The sequence below is a fragment of the Paenibacillus sp. FSL R5-0517 genome, from assembly GCF_037974355.1.
Lineage (GTDB): Bacteria > Bacillota > Bacilli > Paenibacillales > Paenibacillaceae > Paenibacillus.
Map to the genome: position 1 here is coordinate 5,661,624 of NZ_CP150235.1, position 18,059 is coordinate 5,679,682.

9 protein-coding genes are annotated in these 18,059 nt (G+C 47.9%); 1 reads left to right on the plus strand and 8 read right to left on the minus strand.

Going from position 1 to position 18,059, the window contains the following annotated elements:
• Positions 1–209: 209 nt before the first annotated feature.
• The 7 genes from MKX40_RS25255 to MKX40_RS25285 form a co-directional block, all read right to left on the minus strand.
• Entirely contained in the window at positions 210–3,425 is a 3,216-nt protein-coding gene (locus MKX40_RS25255) for an alpha-mannosidase (protein WP_339237449.1), read from the minus strand.
• Between the two features lie 4 nt (positions 3,426–3,429).
• Positions 3,430–5,787, minus strand: coding sequence for a glycoside hydrolase family 3 N-terminal domain-containing protein (locus MKX40_RS25260; protein WP_339237452.1), 2,358 nt, complete (start codon positions 5,785–5,787; stop codon positions 3,430–3,432).
• A gap of 33 nt (positions 5,788–5,820) precedes the next feature.
• Positions 5,821–6,741 carry a carbohydrate ABC transporter permease gene (locus MKX40_RS25265; protein WP_062837930.1) on the minus strand — a complete coding sequence of 307 codons (921 nt, stop codon included), beginning with the start codon at positions 6,739–6,741 and terminating at the stop codon, positions 5,821–5,823.
• A 23-nt stretch (positions 6,742–6,764) separates the two neighbouring features.
• The gene (locus MKX40_RS25270) at positions 6,765–7,694 is read right to left on the minus strand and encodes an ABC transporter permease subunit (RefSeq protein WP_339237455.1); all 930 of its coding nucleotides are present in this window, start codon (positions 7,692–7,694) and stop codon (positions 6,765–6,767) included.
• Positions 7,695–7,771: 77 nt separating this feature from the next.
• The gene (locus MKX40_RS25275; protein WP_124117530.1) at positions 7,772–9,244 is read right to left on the minus strand and encodes an ABC transporter substrate-binding protein; all 1,473 of its coding nucleotides are present in this window, start codon (positions 9,242–9,244) and stop codon (positions 7,772–7,774) included.
• 280 nt (positions 9,245–9,524) lie between these two features.
• Entirely contained in the window at positions 9,525–11,045 is a 1,521-nt protein-coding gene (locus MKX40_RS25280; RefSeq protein WP_339237458.1) for a response regulator transcription factor, read from the minus strand.
• A 1-nt stretch (position 11,046) separates the two neighbouring features.
• Positions 11,047–12,834: a sensor histidine kinase gene (locus MKX40_RS25285; protein WP_339243199.1), complete on the minus strand. Its 1,788-nt coding sequence runs from the start codon at positions 12,832–12,834 to the stop codon at positions 11,047–11,049.
• A gap of 442 nt (positions 12,835–13,276) precedes the next feature.
• Between MKX40_RS25285 and MKX40_RS25290 the strand changes: the two genes are divergently transcribed.
• A complete protein-coding gene (locus MKX40_RS25290; protein ID WP_339237461.1) occupies positions 13,277–16,117 on the plus strand; it encodes an endo-beta-N-acetylglucosaminidase in 2,841 nt (946 codons plus the stop codon).
• Positions 16,118–16,261: 144 nt separating this feature from the next.
• Here the strand turns inward: MKX40_RS25290 and MKX40_RS25295 are convergent, their stop codons facing one another.
• On the minus strand, positions 16,262–17,836 hold the full coding sequence (locus tag MKX40_RS25295; protein ID WP_339237463.1) for a class I adenylate-forming enzyme family protein: 1,575 nt from the start codon (positions 17,834–17,836) through the stop codon (positions 16,262–16,264).
• Positions 17,837–18,059: the final 223 nt, after the last annotated feature.

The window sequence follows — 18,059 nt, forward strand, 5'->3', positions numbered from 1 at the left end:
GGATGAAACAAAAAATTTACACGGGACCACTGCGCGGTCAGAAATATCCTCCGATCGCTGTTATCCCCAGATTTTTTTGATTCCCTTTTCTAAAGGGTAAAATCTGGGAATAAAGGCGAACGCTTCGCTTCTTCGAATTCTTTCTGTCCTCTCCGTTATTGTGTAAATTTTTAGTTGAACATATATAGCTCGAAATATTTCAAAAAGGTTTACCGCAGTAGCACGGTTTGTATTTCGTAAGGTTTAAAAGATAGTGTGATCTGGCCGTTCGTGTGGGCCAGTGGTTTGATTGGTTCTTCCAGTGCGTTGGAGTGATAGGCTTGCTCGAACGCATGTGGCCATTGCAATGTGATGTTTTCGCGTTTGCCTGACGACTCATAAAAACGCAGCACGGTGCCTTGTCCATCCTCTGCCAGTTTGACGGTATCCAGAATGACATGCTGGCTTTCGAAGTTAATCCATGATCCAGTTGCTGGACGTGGGTGTGCAGCAGTTACTGTTACATCTGCCGTTGGATATACTTCAGCCCCTGTGCTTTGTTGTGATTGATCCATCTGCTGCACCTGTTCCATCGATTGCACTTGTTGTGGCTGTTGTGTTTGCTCTACTTGTTGCACGACCACTTCCGTGTTCAGTTCAGCTGCCTGACGTACGGTGTGTGCGTTTCTCCAGTCTCCGTCGTGCGGGTACAGGGAATATGTGAATTCATGTTCTCCCAGATCAGCCGTGCGGTCAGGCCATTTTGGGGCACGCAACAAGGACAAACGAATCGTGCTGCCTTGCACGTCATAACCGTATTTGCAATCATTGAGCACGCTCACGCCGTATCCATATTCGGATACATCTGCGAAGCGATGTCCGCAGACCTCATACTGGGCTTGTTCCCAGCTTGTGTTACGATGCGTTGGACGTTCCAGTGCGCCAAATGGAATCTCAAATGTCGCTTTGGAGGTCACCACATCAATAGGGAAGCCGACTTTCAGAAGTTTGTGATCTTCATTCCAGTTCACGTGTGTCTGGAAGTCGATTCGCCGTGAGTCGTGATAAAAGACGATATCTTGTGTGATTTCCGATTGATGTAGCTTCCACCGGAAGCGCAGGACATCCTTCGTTGTACCCGCCAGCACCAGCTTTTTCTCCAACAGTTCCACTTCGCCAGCAATCTGTTCCTCATAACGACTGTCGATATCCCATGCATCCCAGAGTGTCGGACGGTCGTGGAAGAAGTGAAGTTGATTGCCACGTTCACCTGGCTTCAGCATCTCGCGCTCTGCGGTCTTATCCCACAGACGGGTGATCTCCCCGCGTTCGTTGAACTGTATATGATAAAGAGCGGTATCCCATGTATCATTAAAGGTTGGTTGTGCGGCAAGGTTGGTCATTTCCTGTACATTCGTTTCCCTTGTGTTTTCCGGTACCAGCCAGATCGTTTTATATCCAAACGCCGGAATGTCTGTCACGAGAATAGACATGCTGCCATCCTCCCGATCCATCCGCAGGCGTTGGCCTTCTTCATCGACGCCATAGCGATCCAAGCCATCCTGCACAGAAAGTTGAACGACTGCACTCCGTTTCCAGCCCAGGCTGTTGAATACAACATAGGCTAGTGAACCTTCTGGTCCCTTGGTGTTGATAGCCGTTGTCAATGCTGCAATGCCTTGATGCAGTCCGGTTCTACCTAATTCAAATACCTGTACATATTCCTCATTCGAAGTCACGTAGGACTCTGTAATCGCCGATCCCGGTATAATATCGTGGAATTGATTCAGCAAAATCAATTTCCAGCCGTCATGCAGTGCTGAACGCACTTCAGCTTCGGTATTCGCCTCCATATCCGGTTGAGCGAGTGTATTCCACAACTCAGCTTCTCGATACAGAACCTCCGCTTTCCGATTGTTGCGCTTATTGCGCGCATGTGTCGTGTAGGTTCCCCGATGTAACTCCAGATACAGATCACCATGCCACTTCGGAAGTACAGGTTGTTCCTTTTCAATTCCGGCAAAGAAAGCTCCAGCTGTGCTATAACGGCTTGCAGGCTGTCCAACCATCAGTTCTGCGCGATCCATATACTCCAGCATCTCGCGTGTTACCCCGCCGCCACCATCTCCGTGTCCATATAGAAGCATATGCTCCGGATGGGCTGCTTTCTCACGGTAGGATTGCCAGTGATCGTGAATATCTTTTGGCAGGGTGTTCTCATTAACACCATGATTGAGGTAAGACAGAATGGGTGTGCCGTCAATGCCCACCCAATGGAAGAGATCGTACGGAAACACATTCGTGTCGTTCCATCCCAGCTTTGTTGTCATGAAATATTCCACATTGCCATGTTTCAAAATCTGTGGCAGGGAGGCACAATACCCGAATGTATCCGGCAACCATTCAATTTGTGATGTCTTGCCGAATTCCTCCATATAGAAACGCTGACCGTATAACATCTGGCGAATCAGAGACTCGCCGCTTGGGATGTTCAGATCCGGCTCAACCCACATGCCGCCAACCAGTTCCCAACGTCCTTCTGCAATCCGCTGCTTCACGCGTGCGTACAATTCGGGATCATGTTCCTTCAGGAATGCATATAACAAGGGTTGACTCTGGGAATACACATAGTCTGGATATTCATTCATGAGTGCGTCCACGGTGGAGAAGGTACGGCTCGTTTTGCGTACCGTCTCACGTACAGGCCACAGCCACGCAATATCAATATGGGACTGTCCCACCATATGCTCCAGACCTTCTGCGTTACCGCCAATCTCACGTACATGATGCTTCAGATTATGCTCAATCCGACGAATACCTTCCTCCTGCTTGATCTCTTCTGCTGACATGCCTACAAATTGGTCCATCGCACGATAGATGGCTTCCAACAGACGAACCCGCCTGAAGTCACTCTCTGGCAGCAGCACAGCCGAATCACGCACAATAATGACGGTGTACATGAGACTGCGAACGGCTTCATTTGGTCTTACCAGCAGGCTCGTAATCGATGTGATCGGCGGCTGAATAACCGCCTGTTGATTCAAGGGGTCCACAGGTTCAGGTACTGGATCGAACATCTCAATCTCAAGTTCTGGGTTGGTCCCGACTTTGGACGGATCAAGTGTGACGTAGGTATGATTGCGGTCCAATCCCTGGTAGGAGTGTCCATTCACCCGCAGTAAACCTTCTCCCCCCGTTTCAAATACAAGCCCATAAGGCGCTTGCTGCCATGTAGCAGGGATCTCCAAACGTGTTCTGAAGAAATAAGTTGTTCCCTGTTTGCTCGGAAAACGCTCATAATCTTGCCCTTCCGGGTACTCACCCTGATCCTCATACTGTCCTGGCACATTGTAATAAGCACGAGTAATGTCCCAGCTGCGCAGCTGCAATTGCTCCAGCCACTGATGTTCGGACAACTCGCGAATCAATCGTCTGATACGTTCCACAGTCTTACGCCTCCCTTACGGTCAGTTCGGTCATATGCGTATCGTTTACGCTGCCGCCGATATGAATATGAAACAGGCCCGGTTCAACGACAGGCTTCAAATCACGACCAATATACTGCAACTGCTCCGCTCCGATTCGGAATTCCACGGTCTGTGTCTCTCCAGGCTCCAGGTTCACTTTCGCAAACCCCTTCAGTTCCTTGGCAGGACGAGTCAGTGAGCTAACCACGTCCGAGATGTACATCTGTACAACTTCTGCACCTGCATAAGGGCCGGTGTTGGTCACATTCACAGACACCGTGACTGAATCCCCCGCTGTCATGGATGCATCACTCAGCTGCGGTTCACTGTACTCAAATGTGGTATAACTCAGTCCGTACCCAAATGCATAACGTGGCTCCAAATCCTCTTCGAGGTAACGCTTGCCTCGGGAACGTTTGCCGTTGTAATAGATCGGTAATTGGCCGACATGCTTCGGAATGGAGATCGTCAATTTGCCTGACGGATTCACATCACCGAATAGAATATCTGCAATGGCATGCCCGCCCTCTTGACCCGGATACCACGCCTCCAGAATTGCATCGGCATGTTCATCCACCCAAGGTTCCGTGATGGGACGACCATTAATGTAGACAACGACAAGCTTTTTGCCGAGCTTGTGAATCTCCTGAATGAGTTCCAACTGTACTCCGGCAAGACCCAGCGTCATTCGGTCGATCCCTTCACCGCACTCCATATCGTTCCATGAGTGATCCGATACATTGGAAGCGCCCGTCTTCAGATCAATTGTTCCTTCTCCAAAGTCACGCGCACTGGAGCCGCCAACCACCATAATGACGGTATCTGCCTGACTGGCAACTTCGATAGCCCGCTCAAATCCTTCTTTTGAATCACCTTTAATCCGGCATCCTGGTGCATAGAGAACCTGATCTACACTGCTGCCATCAGTCACAAAACCAACAGAACTCTTCTCCGTTTGCAAATCCATACGATTAGCCAGCTTACTGCGAATGCCATCCAGTACCGTCGCCACTTTCGACTTCGGTTGCGGAGACGTGTAATCACCCAGCTGATTGTAGGCCTGATCGGCATTGGGGCCAATGACGGCAATCCGGCCCAAATTTCCTATCGATAAAGGTAGCGTGTCAGCCTCATTTTTGAGAAGCACAACGCCTTCTGCCGCCAACTGGCGTGCGAGCTGAATATGCTGTTCACTGCCAATCACTTCTGTTGCCCGATCAGCATCCACATAAGGCTGTTCGAATAAGCCCAGTCTGAACTTCAACGCCAGCACGCGAGAGACAGCCTGATCCAGAACCTGCACATCAAGCTTGCCTTCTGCCACCGCCTGCACCAGATATTGCTCGAACATCTCACCGGACATTTCCATATCGATGCCTGCCTCAATCGCCTGCACCGATGCATCCAGTCCATCCGTCGCGACATCATGCCCACTAGCCAACATGTTGATCGCGCCACAATCCGTAATAACCAGACCATCAAAGCCCCAATCTTTACGCAAAACATCTTCCAGCAGTTCGGTATTTACCGTACAAGGTGTGCCATCAATTTCGTTATACGCCGGCATGATGGAAACTGCACCTGCTTCTACAGCTTTACGGAATGGATACAGATCCACTTCCAGCAGTTCACGCCAGCCCATATGTACAGGCCCTGCATTGCGTCCACCTTCCGAGCTGCCGTAACCGACAAAATGTTTTAACGTAGCAGCAACTGCATCGTCCCGATCCAGACTTTCACCTTGAAGTCCTTCCACGGAAGCAACTGCCAGTTCTCCAATGAGAAACGGATCTTCACCGAAACATTCCTCCGTACGCCCCCAGCGCGGATCACGCACAACATCCAGTACCGGAGAATAGGTGACCGCACCGCCTTGAGCACGTGTCTCCCGCGCTACTGCCTGACACATCTCCCGGTATAGATCCACATTCCATGTGCTCCCCAGTAAAAGGGGAACGGGATAGACCGTCCCGTCAATGGCCATATGACCATGTGAGCACTCCTCCCCAATCAGGATGGGAATGCCCAGTCTGGAATGCTCTACCGCATAACGTTGAATCAGGTTAACCGCCTCAGCGCCTTCTCTGGCAGATAGTCCATTTTCCAGTGTAACGCCAGTCCAGGGATCTGCCCGAAGTGCACCATAGAGGGAGCCAATGCCGCCATTCTCCACTTGCTGCTTAAAGGATTCATTTAATGTGATGTTCCCCTGATCATTCGTATAGGTCTGCCAGCCAAATGGCTGCGTAAGTTGGCCTACCTTTTCTTCCGTAGTCATCAGGCTCAGCAGGTGTTGTACCCGTTCCTCTACGGATTTGCTTTGGTCCTTGTAAGTTATCAATCTGCATCTCTCCAATCCTATAGCAAGATCCGTTTATTCTTTGACCGCGCCCACCGTCAGACCCTGTACAAAATAACGCTGGAAGAACGGATAAGCGAATATAATTGGCAACGTGGCAAGCACAACCATCGCCATTCGGGACGTATCCTGCGGAATGGACTGCATGGCTGCCAGACTCATCGAACTGTTAGCAGAGTTCTGCTGGATGAACTGGATGCTCGACTCAATCCGCATCAGCATGGATTGCAGCGGCACCAGATTGGGATTATCGATGTACAACAGCGCATTGAACCAATCATTCCAGTAACCAAGTGTACTGAACAACCCGATGGTTGCCAGTCCCGGCAAGGAGAGTGGAATTACAATTTTCATAAAGGTATAGAATTCTCCGGCACCATCAATTTTCGCCGATTCAATGACTGCATCCGGCACACTGGTGGAGTAGAATGTACGCAGGATCATGATGTAGAAGGCATTCATCGCCAGGGGCAGAATCAGTGCCCATAACGTATCTTTCAGTCCAAGCAGCTGGGATACAACCATATAGGTTGGAATCATCCCGCCGTTAAACAACATGGTCAGAATCGCAAAGATGGAGAAAAATCTCCGATATCTGAAGCTCTTTCGGGAGATCGCATACGCATATAGCGACATAAGAATCAGACTGATGATGGTACCAAGTACCGTCACCAAAATGGTAACTCCATACGCCCGCAGCAGCGTATCCCCGCTCTGCCAGACAAATTGATATGCCGCCAGACTCCATTCTGCCGGAATCAGACGATATCCATCACGGGCCAGTGCTTTCTCGTCCGTAAACGAGATGATGACTACAAATATAAAAGGAAATACACAGATCAGAGCGAATAGACCGGCGATGATGTTCATGATTACGTTCCAGCCGCTGGATACGTGGTGGAAGTCGCGTTTTTTAACAAGCCCTGCTTGAGCCATGGTGGTTCACTCCTTTCCCTGTCCTAGAATAGGCTGCTGTCTTTATCTACTTTGCGCACAACATAGTTGGAAATTATAACGAGTACAAAGCCCACGACGGATTGATACAATCCCGCAGCTGTGCTCATGCCAATTTCACCACTTGTTTTCAATCCACGATATACGTACGTATCAATAACATTGGTAACGGAATAGAGCGTACCCGAATCCCTTGGCACCTGATAGAACAGTCCAAAGTCGGCATAGAAAATGCGGCCTACGGCCAGCAAGGTCATAATCGTAATGATGGGTGACAGCAATGGAATCGTAATGTTACGAATCTGCTGCCACTTGCTTGCTCCATCGATCATGGCTGCTTCATAGAGAGATTTATCAATCCCCAGAATGGAAGCCAGATAGACAACGCTGCTATAACCAATCGTTTTCCATAACGCTACGAATACGAGAATATACGGCCAATATTTTGCCTCGGAGTACCACTGAATCGGTTCCATCCCGAACCAGCCGATAATCTGATTCAACATCCCGCGGTCCATGCTCAAGAAGCTGAAAGCGAAGTAACCAACGATAACCCAGGATAGAAAATACGGCAGAAACATGCCAGTTTGATATAGTTTGGCGAGTCGTTTATTAACCAGTTCCGAGAGCAGGATTGCCAATGCCACAGCGAATACCAGTCCCAGGAAGATAATGGCGATGTTATAAAAGAGGGTGTTGCGTGTAATAAGCCATGCGTCACTTGTGCTGAACAGGAATTTGAAATTGTCCCAGCCTACCCATTCGCTCTTCATCAGACTTGCCCAGAACCCTTCACGGCTGAACCGATATTCCTTAAAGGCAGCCACTGTACCCACAAGAGGCAAGTAGGAGAAGAAGAAGAACCAGATGGCGCCTGGCAGCACCATGAACAGCATGACCCGGTTTCTAATCAGGTTTTTCAAAAATGTAGTCATTGTGGAGTTCCTCCTTCAGGCTTGAATGAAAAAGGACCGGACGCGATAAGCAGCCGCCCGATCCTTACGATGTACTCTTACTTGTTTTCCGCTCTCCAGGCATCCAGCTGGCTTTGGGCTTCCGCCATTACTTTCTCCAGTCCGGCTTGATTGAACTTCTCAATCACTTGATCCAGATTGGCTGCCGGGTCCAGTGTACCTGTCATCAGTGCTGCCCAATACTGCTCTTTCACGTTCTGTACCGCCGTCAGTTCGGCAGATACATTGCTTGAATCAAAGTTAAAGCTGAGGATCGGGGAATTGGTACCTTCAGCGTTAAACTTCTTGAACTCATCCCATTTGTTGTCCGGGTCATTGCTGTTCAGATAGAGCAGCATGTTATTCCCAAGGGAGTATGAAGGCATATCGTAGTTTTTCGATTCAGGCAGATTTTCCATATGCGTGTCATCCACTTTTTTGTAGTGTGTGCCCTCGATACCGGAGTCCACCATATTGCGCAGCACAGGATCTGTATTCAGCAGGTTCAGGAACTCCATCGCTTTTTCTGGATATTCCGAGTTAGCCGAGATCGCCATAATGGAACCTTGTACAGATGTATTCGTTATAATCGCTTCACTTGCAGGTGTTGAAACAACTTGATAACCGTAACTTGCAGACCATTGGTTGTCCGCGAGCGGCTGTGTCTGTGCACGATCCAGGAACCAGTTGCCCGATGTTGTCAGGTCGTTCGTGGAACCTGTTGTAGCTGCTTCTGCCGATACATAACCGGCTTTGTAATATTTGTGCATCGTCGTAAGTGCTTCTTTCATTTCAGGTGTTTCCAATATGTTCACGAGCTTATAGTCCGTTGTATCCAGCTTGATTGCCATCGGCAGATTCTGAATGACATAGTCATACGGCACGTAAGGAACATAGTTTTTATCCATGGCAAAAGGTGTTACACTTGCCTCGTTTTCCTTGATCGTTTTCAGCAAAGGCTCCAGACTGTCTAACGTACGGACACCAGAGGTGTCCAGCTTGTATTTATCAACCAGCATTTGGTTAAAGCGCCATACCTCTTGTTGAGGCAGCTCTTTGTTGGCTGGAATTCCGTAATTGTGTCCGTCTACCTTCGAACCGCTCAGGAATGCAGGATCAATGGTCTTGGTGAGATCCTGACCGTATTCAGCAAGCAGGTCATCCAGTTCAAGGAATGCACCTTTTCTGGCATTTTGTACATAATCGAATCCACCGGAAGAGGTGAACAGAATGTCCATTGGCTCACCGGATGCTACGTTAACCTGCATCTTCTGTGGGTAGTCACCCCAGTCAACCATCTTCATCGTTACCGTGGCATTAATTTTCTCTTTGGTATACTTGCTCACTTCTTCCATCACTTTGTTGACGTCTTTCTGAGGGGTACCGATGGTATACCAGATCAACTCTACCGCGTCGTCTCCAGCTCCCCCGGATTCCGAAGCATCTTTGCTTCCTCCACAGGCACTAAGAACAAGTGTAACGGCCATTAACAATGCAAGAACGAGTGAGAAGCGTTTTCTTTGTTTACTCATTTCTTTGATCCTCCCTTTTCGTGTTCCCTTAGGCACTACTTACTAACTGCTTTAACCTTATCGAATGAAAGCATTTACAAAAAGAAGATAAACTTAAGTTTTCGAGGTACAAATTAAAGAGAAATCGTCCTTGGACGACTATTTTGTACCTATTTAAATAAATCGCTTACATGAAAGAGACATGCCGGGTAACGTACGGCATGATCTTCATGCTGCCATTCCTGTTCCCGATATGTCTCTTGGATCTCCGTCCGTACAGTTGAATCTACCGGTCACCAAATTAACCAAACACCTTGAAATCCGTCGGTGAAATTCCCACATATTTGCGGAACTGTTTATAGAAATACCCTGTCTCCCAATACCCCACATTTCGGGCGATCTCATGTACCTTCAGATTGGTATTCCGCAGCTGTTCCTTCGCACGTTCAATCCGGTATTTATTGATGTATTCGGCAAACGTTTCTCCAGTCTCCTTATGAAACAACTGTCCCAAATACACCGGATGCAGATGATAGTGGGCACCCAGCAGCTTCAGGGAAAGTTCTTCTGCGTAGTGTTTGTCGATATGCTGAAGGACTTGGTTCACAATTGGATTCTTCATATCCTGCAATAGGGATTGAATCGTCTGCGCCGCAACTTGCTGAAGCGCCCGCACGAGTTCATCAAAAGTGCCACTGTCCAGCACAAGTTGAAGCCCTTGTTGGTATATGGCAGACTCATCCGAGTGTTTGATGCTCTCCAGTTCCATTTTGAAGCGAATCACCACTTCCAATGCGGTATTCTGTAACTCCCCAGGCGTAAGTCCATTGCGATGCTGTTCAAAATCCATACGAATGCGCTCCGCAAGTTGTTCTGTATTCCGGGACAGAATCAGTTTCGCGTAATCCCTCCAGTCAATGAAGAAGGACGCTGCCGAGTTGCCGCAACGATCCAGGATGGCATGGTCGATGACTTTCAGATCGGGATAGATCATCACGTATTGGAGCGCCTTTTTTGCCTCCTCATAACTGGCCGGCGCATGGTATATCCCCTTCATCAACCTGCCCGCCCCAATACGTACCGCAGGATGTGTTACTGAGATGGCATCGGATAAAGCCCGAAGACCATCCATTAACTTCTGTTCCTCATCCTCGTTACCCTCGACATTGGCAACAATGACGAGATCACCATCGATGTCATGAAAGACATTCAGATGGGACTTGTCCTTCAGCATCTCCTCCACACGTTCAAACATGCCGAATGTTTGCCCTTTGTCTTTGTCACGCAATATAGCGACAGCCACATCCGAGGCTTCCAGAGAAAGGTTCATAAACCGGGCACGTTCCTCAAATTCGGTAGCTGCAATCTGTCCCGTAAGCCATCGATGAAGAATGTTATCTTTCAGAATCTGAATGCCATACGCATCATCGGTTTGAGGTGTCACTGTATGATCCAGCTTGGACGCTGTATTCCTAAGCGTGGATTCCAATTCCTCCACATTAATCGGTTTGAGCAAATAGTTTTCGATCCCCAGCTGCATGCCTTCCTTCAGATATTCGAACTCATTGAAACCACTCAGGATAATGACTTTCATCTCAGGTTGCACTCGCCTTGCTTCCCGAATCAGGTCAAGACCATTCATGAGTGGCATGGATATATCCGTGATCAGGATGTCCACAGGCTGAGAGGAGAGCGCTTGTAACGCTGCCTGCCCATTACCTGCATGGTTCACAATTTCCATACCAAATGAAGACCAATCCACAATATCGTATAACCCTTCAATGATGAACGGCTCATCGTCTACAATAAAAACCTTGTACATGTTAAACCCCCGTCCCTTCTGTATGTGGATAACGCACCCTGATCCGTGTTCCCTCACCGAGGGTGCTCTCTATGGTGATACCGAACTCCGGCCCATACAGGAAGCGCAATCGACTATGAACACTGCGCAGTCCGAACATCTGGCCAGACTCTTCTGGACGTTCCAGTTCTTCAAGGATTTCCGTCAGGCGTGCAGGATCAATGCCTTTGCCGTTATCTTTGATCTCCACCTGCATCACATTATCCGTCTCTTCCACAACAATCGATAATCGGTTATCCGAACGTTCCGTCTGAATGCCGTGCACGACATAATTTTCAATAATGGGTTGCAGCGAAAGTTTGACCACAGGGTGTTGATAATAAGCAGCATCGATCTGGATCGTATATATGAAAATATCCTTGTAGCGGATTCGGAATAACTCCAGATACAAGCGGCAAGCTTCCATCTCATCCTTCAGCGTGTAATTCTTCTTCTGCTGTACCAGGCTCTTGAACAATACGGATAGGCTATAGATCATCTCGCCGACATCTCTCGCCCCCTGGGATATGGCCCTCATTCGAATCACTTCAAGCGTATTGTAGAGAAAGTGAGGATTGATACGCGCCTGTAACGCGACCAGTTCGGTCTCCTTCTGTTTGATCTCGGCTTTGTAGACGCGTTCAATGTACAGATTCAGCTCATCCAGCATGTCGTTGAAGCTATGCGAGATCTGCCCCAGTTCATCATCGCGCGCATCGTCGATGCGAGCCGTCAGGTTGCCGTATTTTACTTTTTGGGTAAAGCGAATGATTCGACGGGTTCGTTTGGCAAAGTTAATAATGAAAAACGCCGGAACCAACACGGCAAACAGAATACACACGATACTGATGGAGATGATGGTATTACGAATCCCCGCATAGGTCTCAGCCATTTCTTCCACCGGAACAGTACCAATAACCACATAACCCTGATCCGCGGAGACAAACTTGTTCACATACATGTTCTGCTCCTTCTTCATCGAATCCATATCCGTCTGATCAAACAGGGAATCGGCCACATTCACGTAAGGGTACTTTTTCCCGTAATACTGATTGTTGGAGTCGAACAGGACTGTTCCTTTGGCCGATAACACCACGATTTCTCCCTTCAGGTTACTCTCGTAGTTATCCAGTGCATTCCCGATTCCCTCCGAGTCAAAAAACACCAGAAACTGCCCCAGATTACGAAGCGTCTGTGTATTATTAATCGGTACGCGGATGGAATAGAGCGCAGGGTCCCATTGATTGATCTCTTTGCGAATCCAGTAATTGGGTGCACTGATATTGGGCGTTTCCATCGCCATCACGTCCGGTATATAGGAATGAGCTACATTGGTGTCCAGCTTGCGGAACTGCTTGTGTTGATTAAAGGCAGACAGATCCTGCTGCTCAGCGCTATACAACATGAGTTGGTTAATCTGCGAATTACGATCCATAATGTTCTGAAAATGTTTCAACACATCGGCCGAATAGTCGTCCTGATTGGCGTAATATCCATTCGTCATGTGCTGCACATATTCAGCGTAGGAGTGGTTCATCAGATACGTAATGTTGGCGGAGAGTGCCTCATTCTGATGCATGTCCCTCACCATGTTTTGCACCGATTCATACTGCTGATGAATATAACGATCCACATGTTCCATCGCCGCTTTCTGGATCGCCAGTTCCCGGCGAATCGTGGAGTCGGACACCGACAGGAAGATGATATAAGACAATGTAATGATCGTGACAATCGATATCATCGAGAAGGTCAGGAGCATTTTCATAAACATATTATTTTTGAAGAAATTATTGTAAACGCTAACAATTTTCAAGTCGCATGTTCCCTCCGATGCTGTTTTCCTGACTATATAAGTTGAAGTAAAGATATTTACACTGACACTACGATGACAGAATAACCTTCCAATCGCTGTTATCCCCAGATTTTTTGATTCCTTTTTTCTAAGGGAAAATCCGGTGATAAATGCGAACGCTTCGCTTTTTCAGGTTTTTTCTGTCCTCTTCGTTATCGTGTAAAAAATTAGTTTAACTTATATAGAATTATATCATTAGGCTTCTGACATTAACTTCTCACCTGTAACTTTTCTTTAGTTTGTACTCGCGTTTCTTTAATTTCACCCTATTTAAAAACGCTTTCATCCACTATCGTTAACCATAAGTTTAGCTTTGTGTAAAAGAATGCCAACCATTCATTCCACTTGAAGGAGGAACATCATGACACGCAAACTCAAACCGAAAGGCATCATTCCCAAAGTAACTGCCATGGTATTGACTACGGCATTGCTTGGACAAGTTGTTGCATCATCCGTTTATGCAGGAGACACGCTCCCTTACACAGGTGAAAGCGCCAAAGGGGTGAATCAGCCCTATCAGCACGGGTATACCTCAGCCCAGATTCTGAACTGGACACCTGAAAGTGACATCCATGGTGATCTGCTTCGTGCCCATGTCCCCTTGCAGCCCCGTAATGAACCGTTCGCTGCCACGCAAGCTTATCCTGAGCTTAGTCCAGACACCCAGCTATTTACGATGAGTGGCGATTACGGCAATGCATTCTTCGATAGCACACCTTATACCAATGAATTCAGCCAATATCTCTTTAATTATTGGCAGTATACAGACTACTACAGCTATTGGCATGGCATGGCTTCTGCCGGAGTGCCGGAGGAATTATACGATCCCAGTAAGGAGTGGACGGAGAAATACTTCGAGTTTGGCATTTTGAATATCCCGAATCCGGCCTATACCAACGCAGCTCACAAAAATGGCGTCAAATCCATTGCCAACATCTTTTTCTCGGACAATGACCGTGGGCCACAAACCTATAAACAAATGCTGATTCAGGATGAAAACGGCAATTTCCCTGTAGCCGAGAAACTTGCCGAGATGGCAGAATACTACAACTACGATGGATACTTCTTCAATCAGGAAGAGGTTGCCCGGGGTGTAGCCCCTGAGGATATCGCTTCCTACAAGAAATTCATGAAATATCTAAGAGATAAAGGCCTGTACGTTCAGTGGTATGATTCCACCATCAATACAACAGGCAAGATTCAATACCAGAACCAATTTAACGGCCTTAATAGCCCCTTTGTAGAGGATTCCGTTCTCGGCAGAGTCTCGGATTCCATCTTCCTGAACTACGTATGGAACCACAAGATGCTACGCGATTCCCGCGACCATGCCCTCAGTCTGGGACTTGATCCACTGGAAACCGTATTTGCAGGTGTTGAAGGTGGTCATGACAGATTCGGCCGCTGGAAGCAATCCTACGACCTGCGCCACAATCTGGATGAGAACGGTCAGCCCATGAATAGTATCGCGACACTAGGTGCCGATTTCACCCACAACGCTCTGGATGAAGAGATGGGCGATGGCGTCACCAATCACCGAGCCGAAGATGAGTACCAATGGATGACCTTCGTGCGCGATCGTGCTTGGTGGTCTGGTCCAAATCAGGACCCTACGGATGCGCGTCGTAACGCTTCTGCCAATCTGTCGGATGTGTATGCTTCCGGCGCAAACTGGGATGGGATTGCTGCATATCTTACCGAGCGATCCGTCATCAATGGCTCGAATTTTGCGACAAACTTCAATACAGGTCACGGTTTGAAATATTATGAAGACGGCGCTGTCTCGAACGACAAGGAATGGTCCAATATCAACATTCAGGATATCCCCGTCACTTGGCAATGGTGGATGGATAGCGAAGGCGACAAACTGAGTGTCGATTTTGATTATGGCCCATCTTATGAGAAAGGCGCAAGGTACAACTACGATTCCATTGGCGCATTCCAGGGCGGCAGCTCACTCGTGGTAAACGGTACACTGAACGCGGAGAACTTCCTGCGCCTGTACAAGACCGACCTGTCCGTCAAAGGACAATCCACACTGGAGCTGACGTATAACAAACCGTCCACCAGCGATGCTTCCTCCCTGCATGTTGGGTTAATCTTTGAAGATGATCCATCTAACGTGGTCAACGTAGAAGTGCCTCAGTCAGGTCAGCATACGGAAGGCTGGAAGACAGCTACACTGGATTTGAGTGCCTATCAAGGCAAGACCATTGCTGCCATGGGATTGTCCTTTGACCCGAATGGTGCAGCAATTGAGAACTATCAAATGAATATTGGTGAGATCCGCATGTTCGACGGTTCAGCGGCTGTGCCGGATGCACCGACCGGATTCCATATTGCCAAAGCACTGACCAACACCAATGAACTGGTTGTCGCATGGGACATGAAGGACTATTCAGAGGTCAAACAATACAATTTGTATGAAAATGGTGCCTATGTTGGCGGCGTGTATGATTCCACTTTTTATATTAAATCGCTAAAACAGCCTTCTGGAGAACTGTCCATACGTGCTGTTGGTGCAGATGGTACCGAAAGTGAAGCAACCGTCCTGCCTTATGATCTGAATGCAGCCGTTCAGAATATTGATGTGAAATTGAAAAAGAATGGCGATGCCATTGTAAGCTGGGACCACCCGAAGAAAGCAAAAGATACAGGGAAAGACAAAGATAAGAATACGGATAAGGATAAGGATAAGGATAAGGATAAGGATAAAGATAAAGACAAGGGTAAAGGTAACGAGTCAATTCAGATCACACTAGAAACCGAATACACCAATAAACCCTTCACCGAGTCGCTTCAGGTCAAAAAAGGAAAATCATCTGCCGTTCTGACCGGACTTCCAACCAACGGTGAACATTATGTACTGAATATCGCCATTGGCGGGCAGAATCCGGTTAGCCATACCGGACAGCTCGCAGATCTTCAGATTACACCATACGCCAAGGATAAGGTCACGGTAAAAGATGGGAAGTACACGCTTGCCCTGCCGGATCTGGAGGACTGGTACAAGATCTATGTATATGAAAATGGGGTAGCACGCGAGTTCGGCGTCACTTACGTTTCGCAGAAATTCCCGTATATCATTCGTGGAAGAACAAAACTGAGTGAACTGACCTTCACACCAGCGTCCAGCAACAGCTCATTGAAGCTAGTCATTGAGGATTATGCAGGCAATCAGGCCACTACGATTTTGAGGTAATTATAATTTTCGTGCACGCCCGTATGCTAGTTGAGATACGTACAGCCCTTCACTTCCCAAAGGAAGTTGAAGGGCTGTTTGTTCCTATAGGAACGCACCCACCTGCTGAACATTCATTGCTTTTGAATCAATGTATTTCTTTGATTACACCCCGTTGGACAACATTGAGGATAGATACTTCCGTAACTGCTTTTTGTCTATTTTATCCACAGCCGTTCTGGGCAAATTATCCACAATGAACAGCTGAGTCGGCCATTTGTACGGAGCAAGGTGTGGCTCACAAAACGCCCGCACCCGCGTTAGATCCAACCTTGCACCGTCCCGTAATACTATGAAAGCAACGAGTTCCTCTCCTTCGTCTGGAAGAGGATGTCCGATTACAGCCGCCTCGCTTACCGCCTCATGGTTCATAAGGACATGCTCCACTTCGGCACAAAATACATTGGAACCGCTCACAATAACCATATCCTTCAAGCGATCAAACACATACAGGTAACCTTCTTCATCCAGGCAACCGACATCCCCAGTTCGAATCCAACCAACGGGCATGGTCTCGGCAGAAGCCTCCAATTGACGCCAATATCCCATCATGATCTGTGCACCTCGAACAACGATTTCTCCAGCCTCACCCGTCATTGTCTCACTTCCGTCCGTATCTAATATCCGAACTTCGAAGGCCTGCTCACCCTGAACAGCCAGGTCGGCTGGACGACCTACGGATCGAAGGCGATGAGAATTCCCCATATGCTGAGCAGGAAAAAGACGGCTTATGGACATCCCGCATTCTGCTTGTGAGTAGTTATTCACAATAGTAGCATCAGGAAATTGCGATACAACCTCCTGTAGTGTATCCGGGGAAATAATGGACCCTCCGCAGCCAATAAGCGTTAGGCTCTTCAAGTTTCTCACTCCTACGGCTGCCTCGCGGGTAAAATCCCGAAGCAGTTGGCCTACTGTACTGAGTTGCGTAATCTGATCACGTTCAATAGCTTCCATAACGCGGTTTACATCCGCCGGGTATTCGTCTAGGAATACAAGACAACCTCCCGCAGCCATGGTCGCCCACAACTGGAACTGACCCACCAGATGGGATAAGTTAAGTACCAACACACGACGACTGAGATCATGACCGAAGCCTGCAGAAGGCGTAAGTTGATTCCAAGCAGCCATACCACGATGCGAATGCATGACCCCTTTGGGTCGGCCGGTTGTCCCACCCGTATAAATCAGGACTGCCGTATCGTCTACACTTGGTTTGAATTGGTCTTTTGGAGAGAACGCAGGTTCATGCTGCAAAAGAGCAGCGAGCAAACTGTTATTCGTCCCTTCTTCGTCTGTCGTGAACAGTTTTGGACAATACCCAAGAAGCTTTACCGTGGCGATCGCTGCGTTAGCATGTTGGTCATCATGAATAATCATATGTGGTTCTGCATCCTGTAATATGGCAGCGAGTTCAGGCACTGTTAGCATAGGAGACGGTACGAGCGGTATAGCACCGATCCCAACTGCTGCATAAAACGCAACAACGAGCTGGGGATCTGGATCACCTAAAAGGGCAAAGCGATCACCAGCCCGGAGTCCTTCAACATATAGAGCATGACTCAGTCTTTCAACTTGACCGTTAAGCTCCCCATAACTCATCGTTTGCCCATGTCGCATTAACGCAGGTTGCTCAGGGTACAGACTTGCTGCAATTGGCAATCGTTCGGATAGAAGCAAGCAATTACCCCCAACATTTATATTTCCATTTTCTCCGTTAAGAAAACTATGGAATAAAAAGAGAGTAGCATATATCTGGAATAATAAGTAATCACTATCCCCTATTAAAATCATAAATTCTTCTGATATTACATTTCTATCAACCCTGGTTAAGTACGGAACGAAGGCGTACCCCAAGTACCCGAAGAAGAACTTTGGCTCGTGCTCTCTAGTTTGTGTCCTC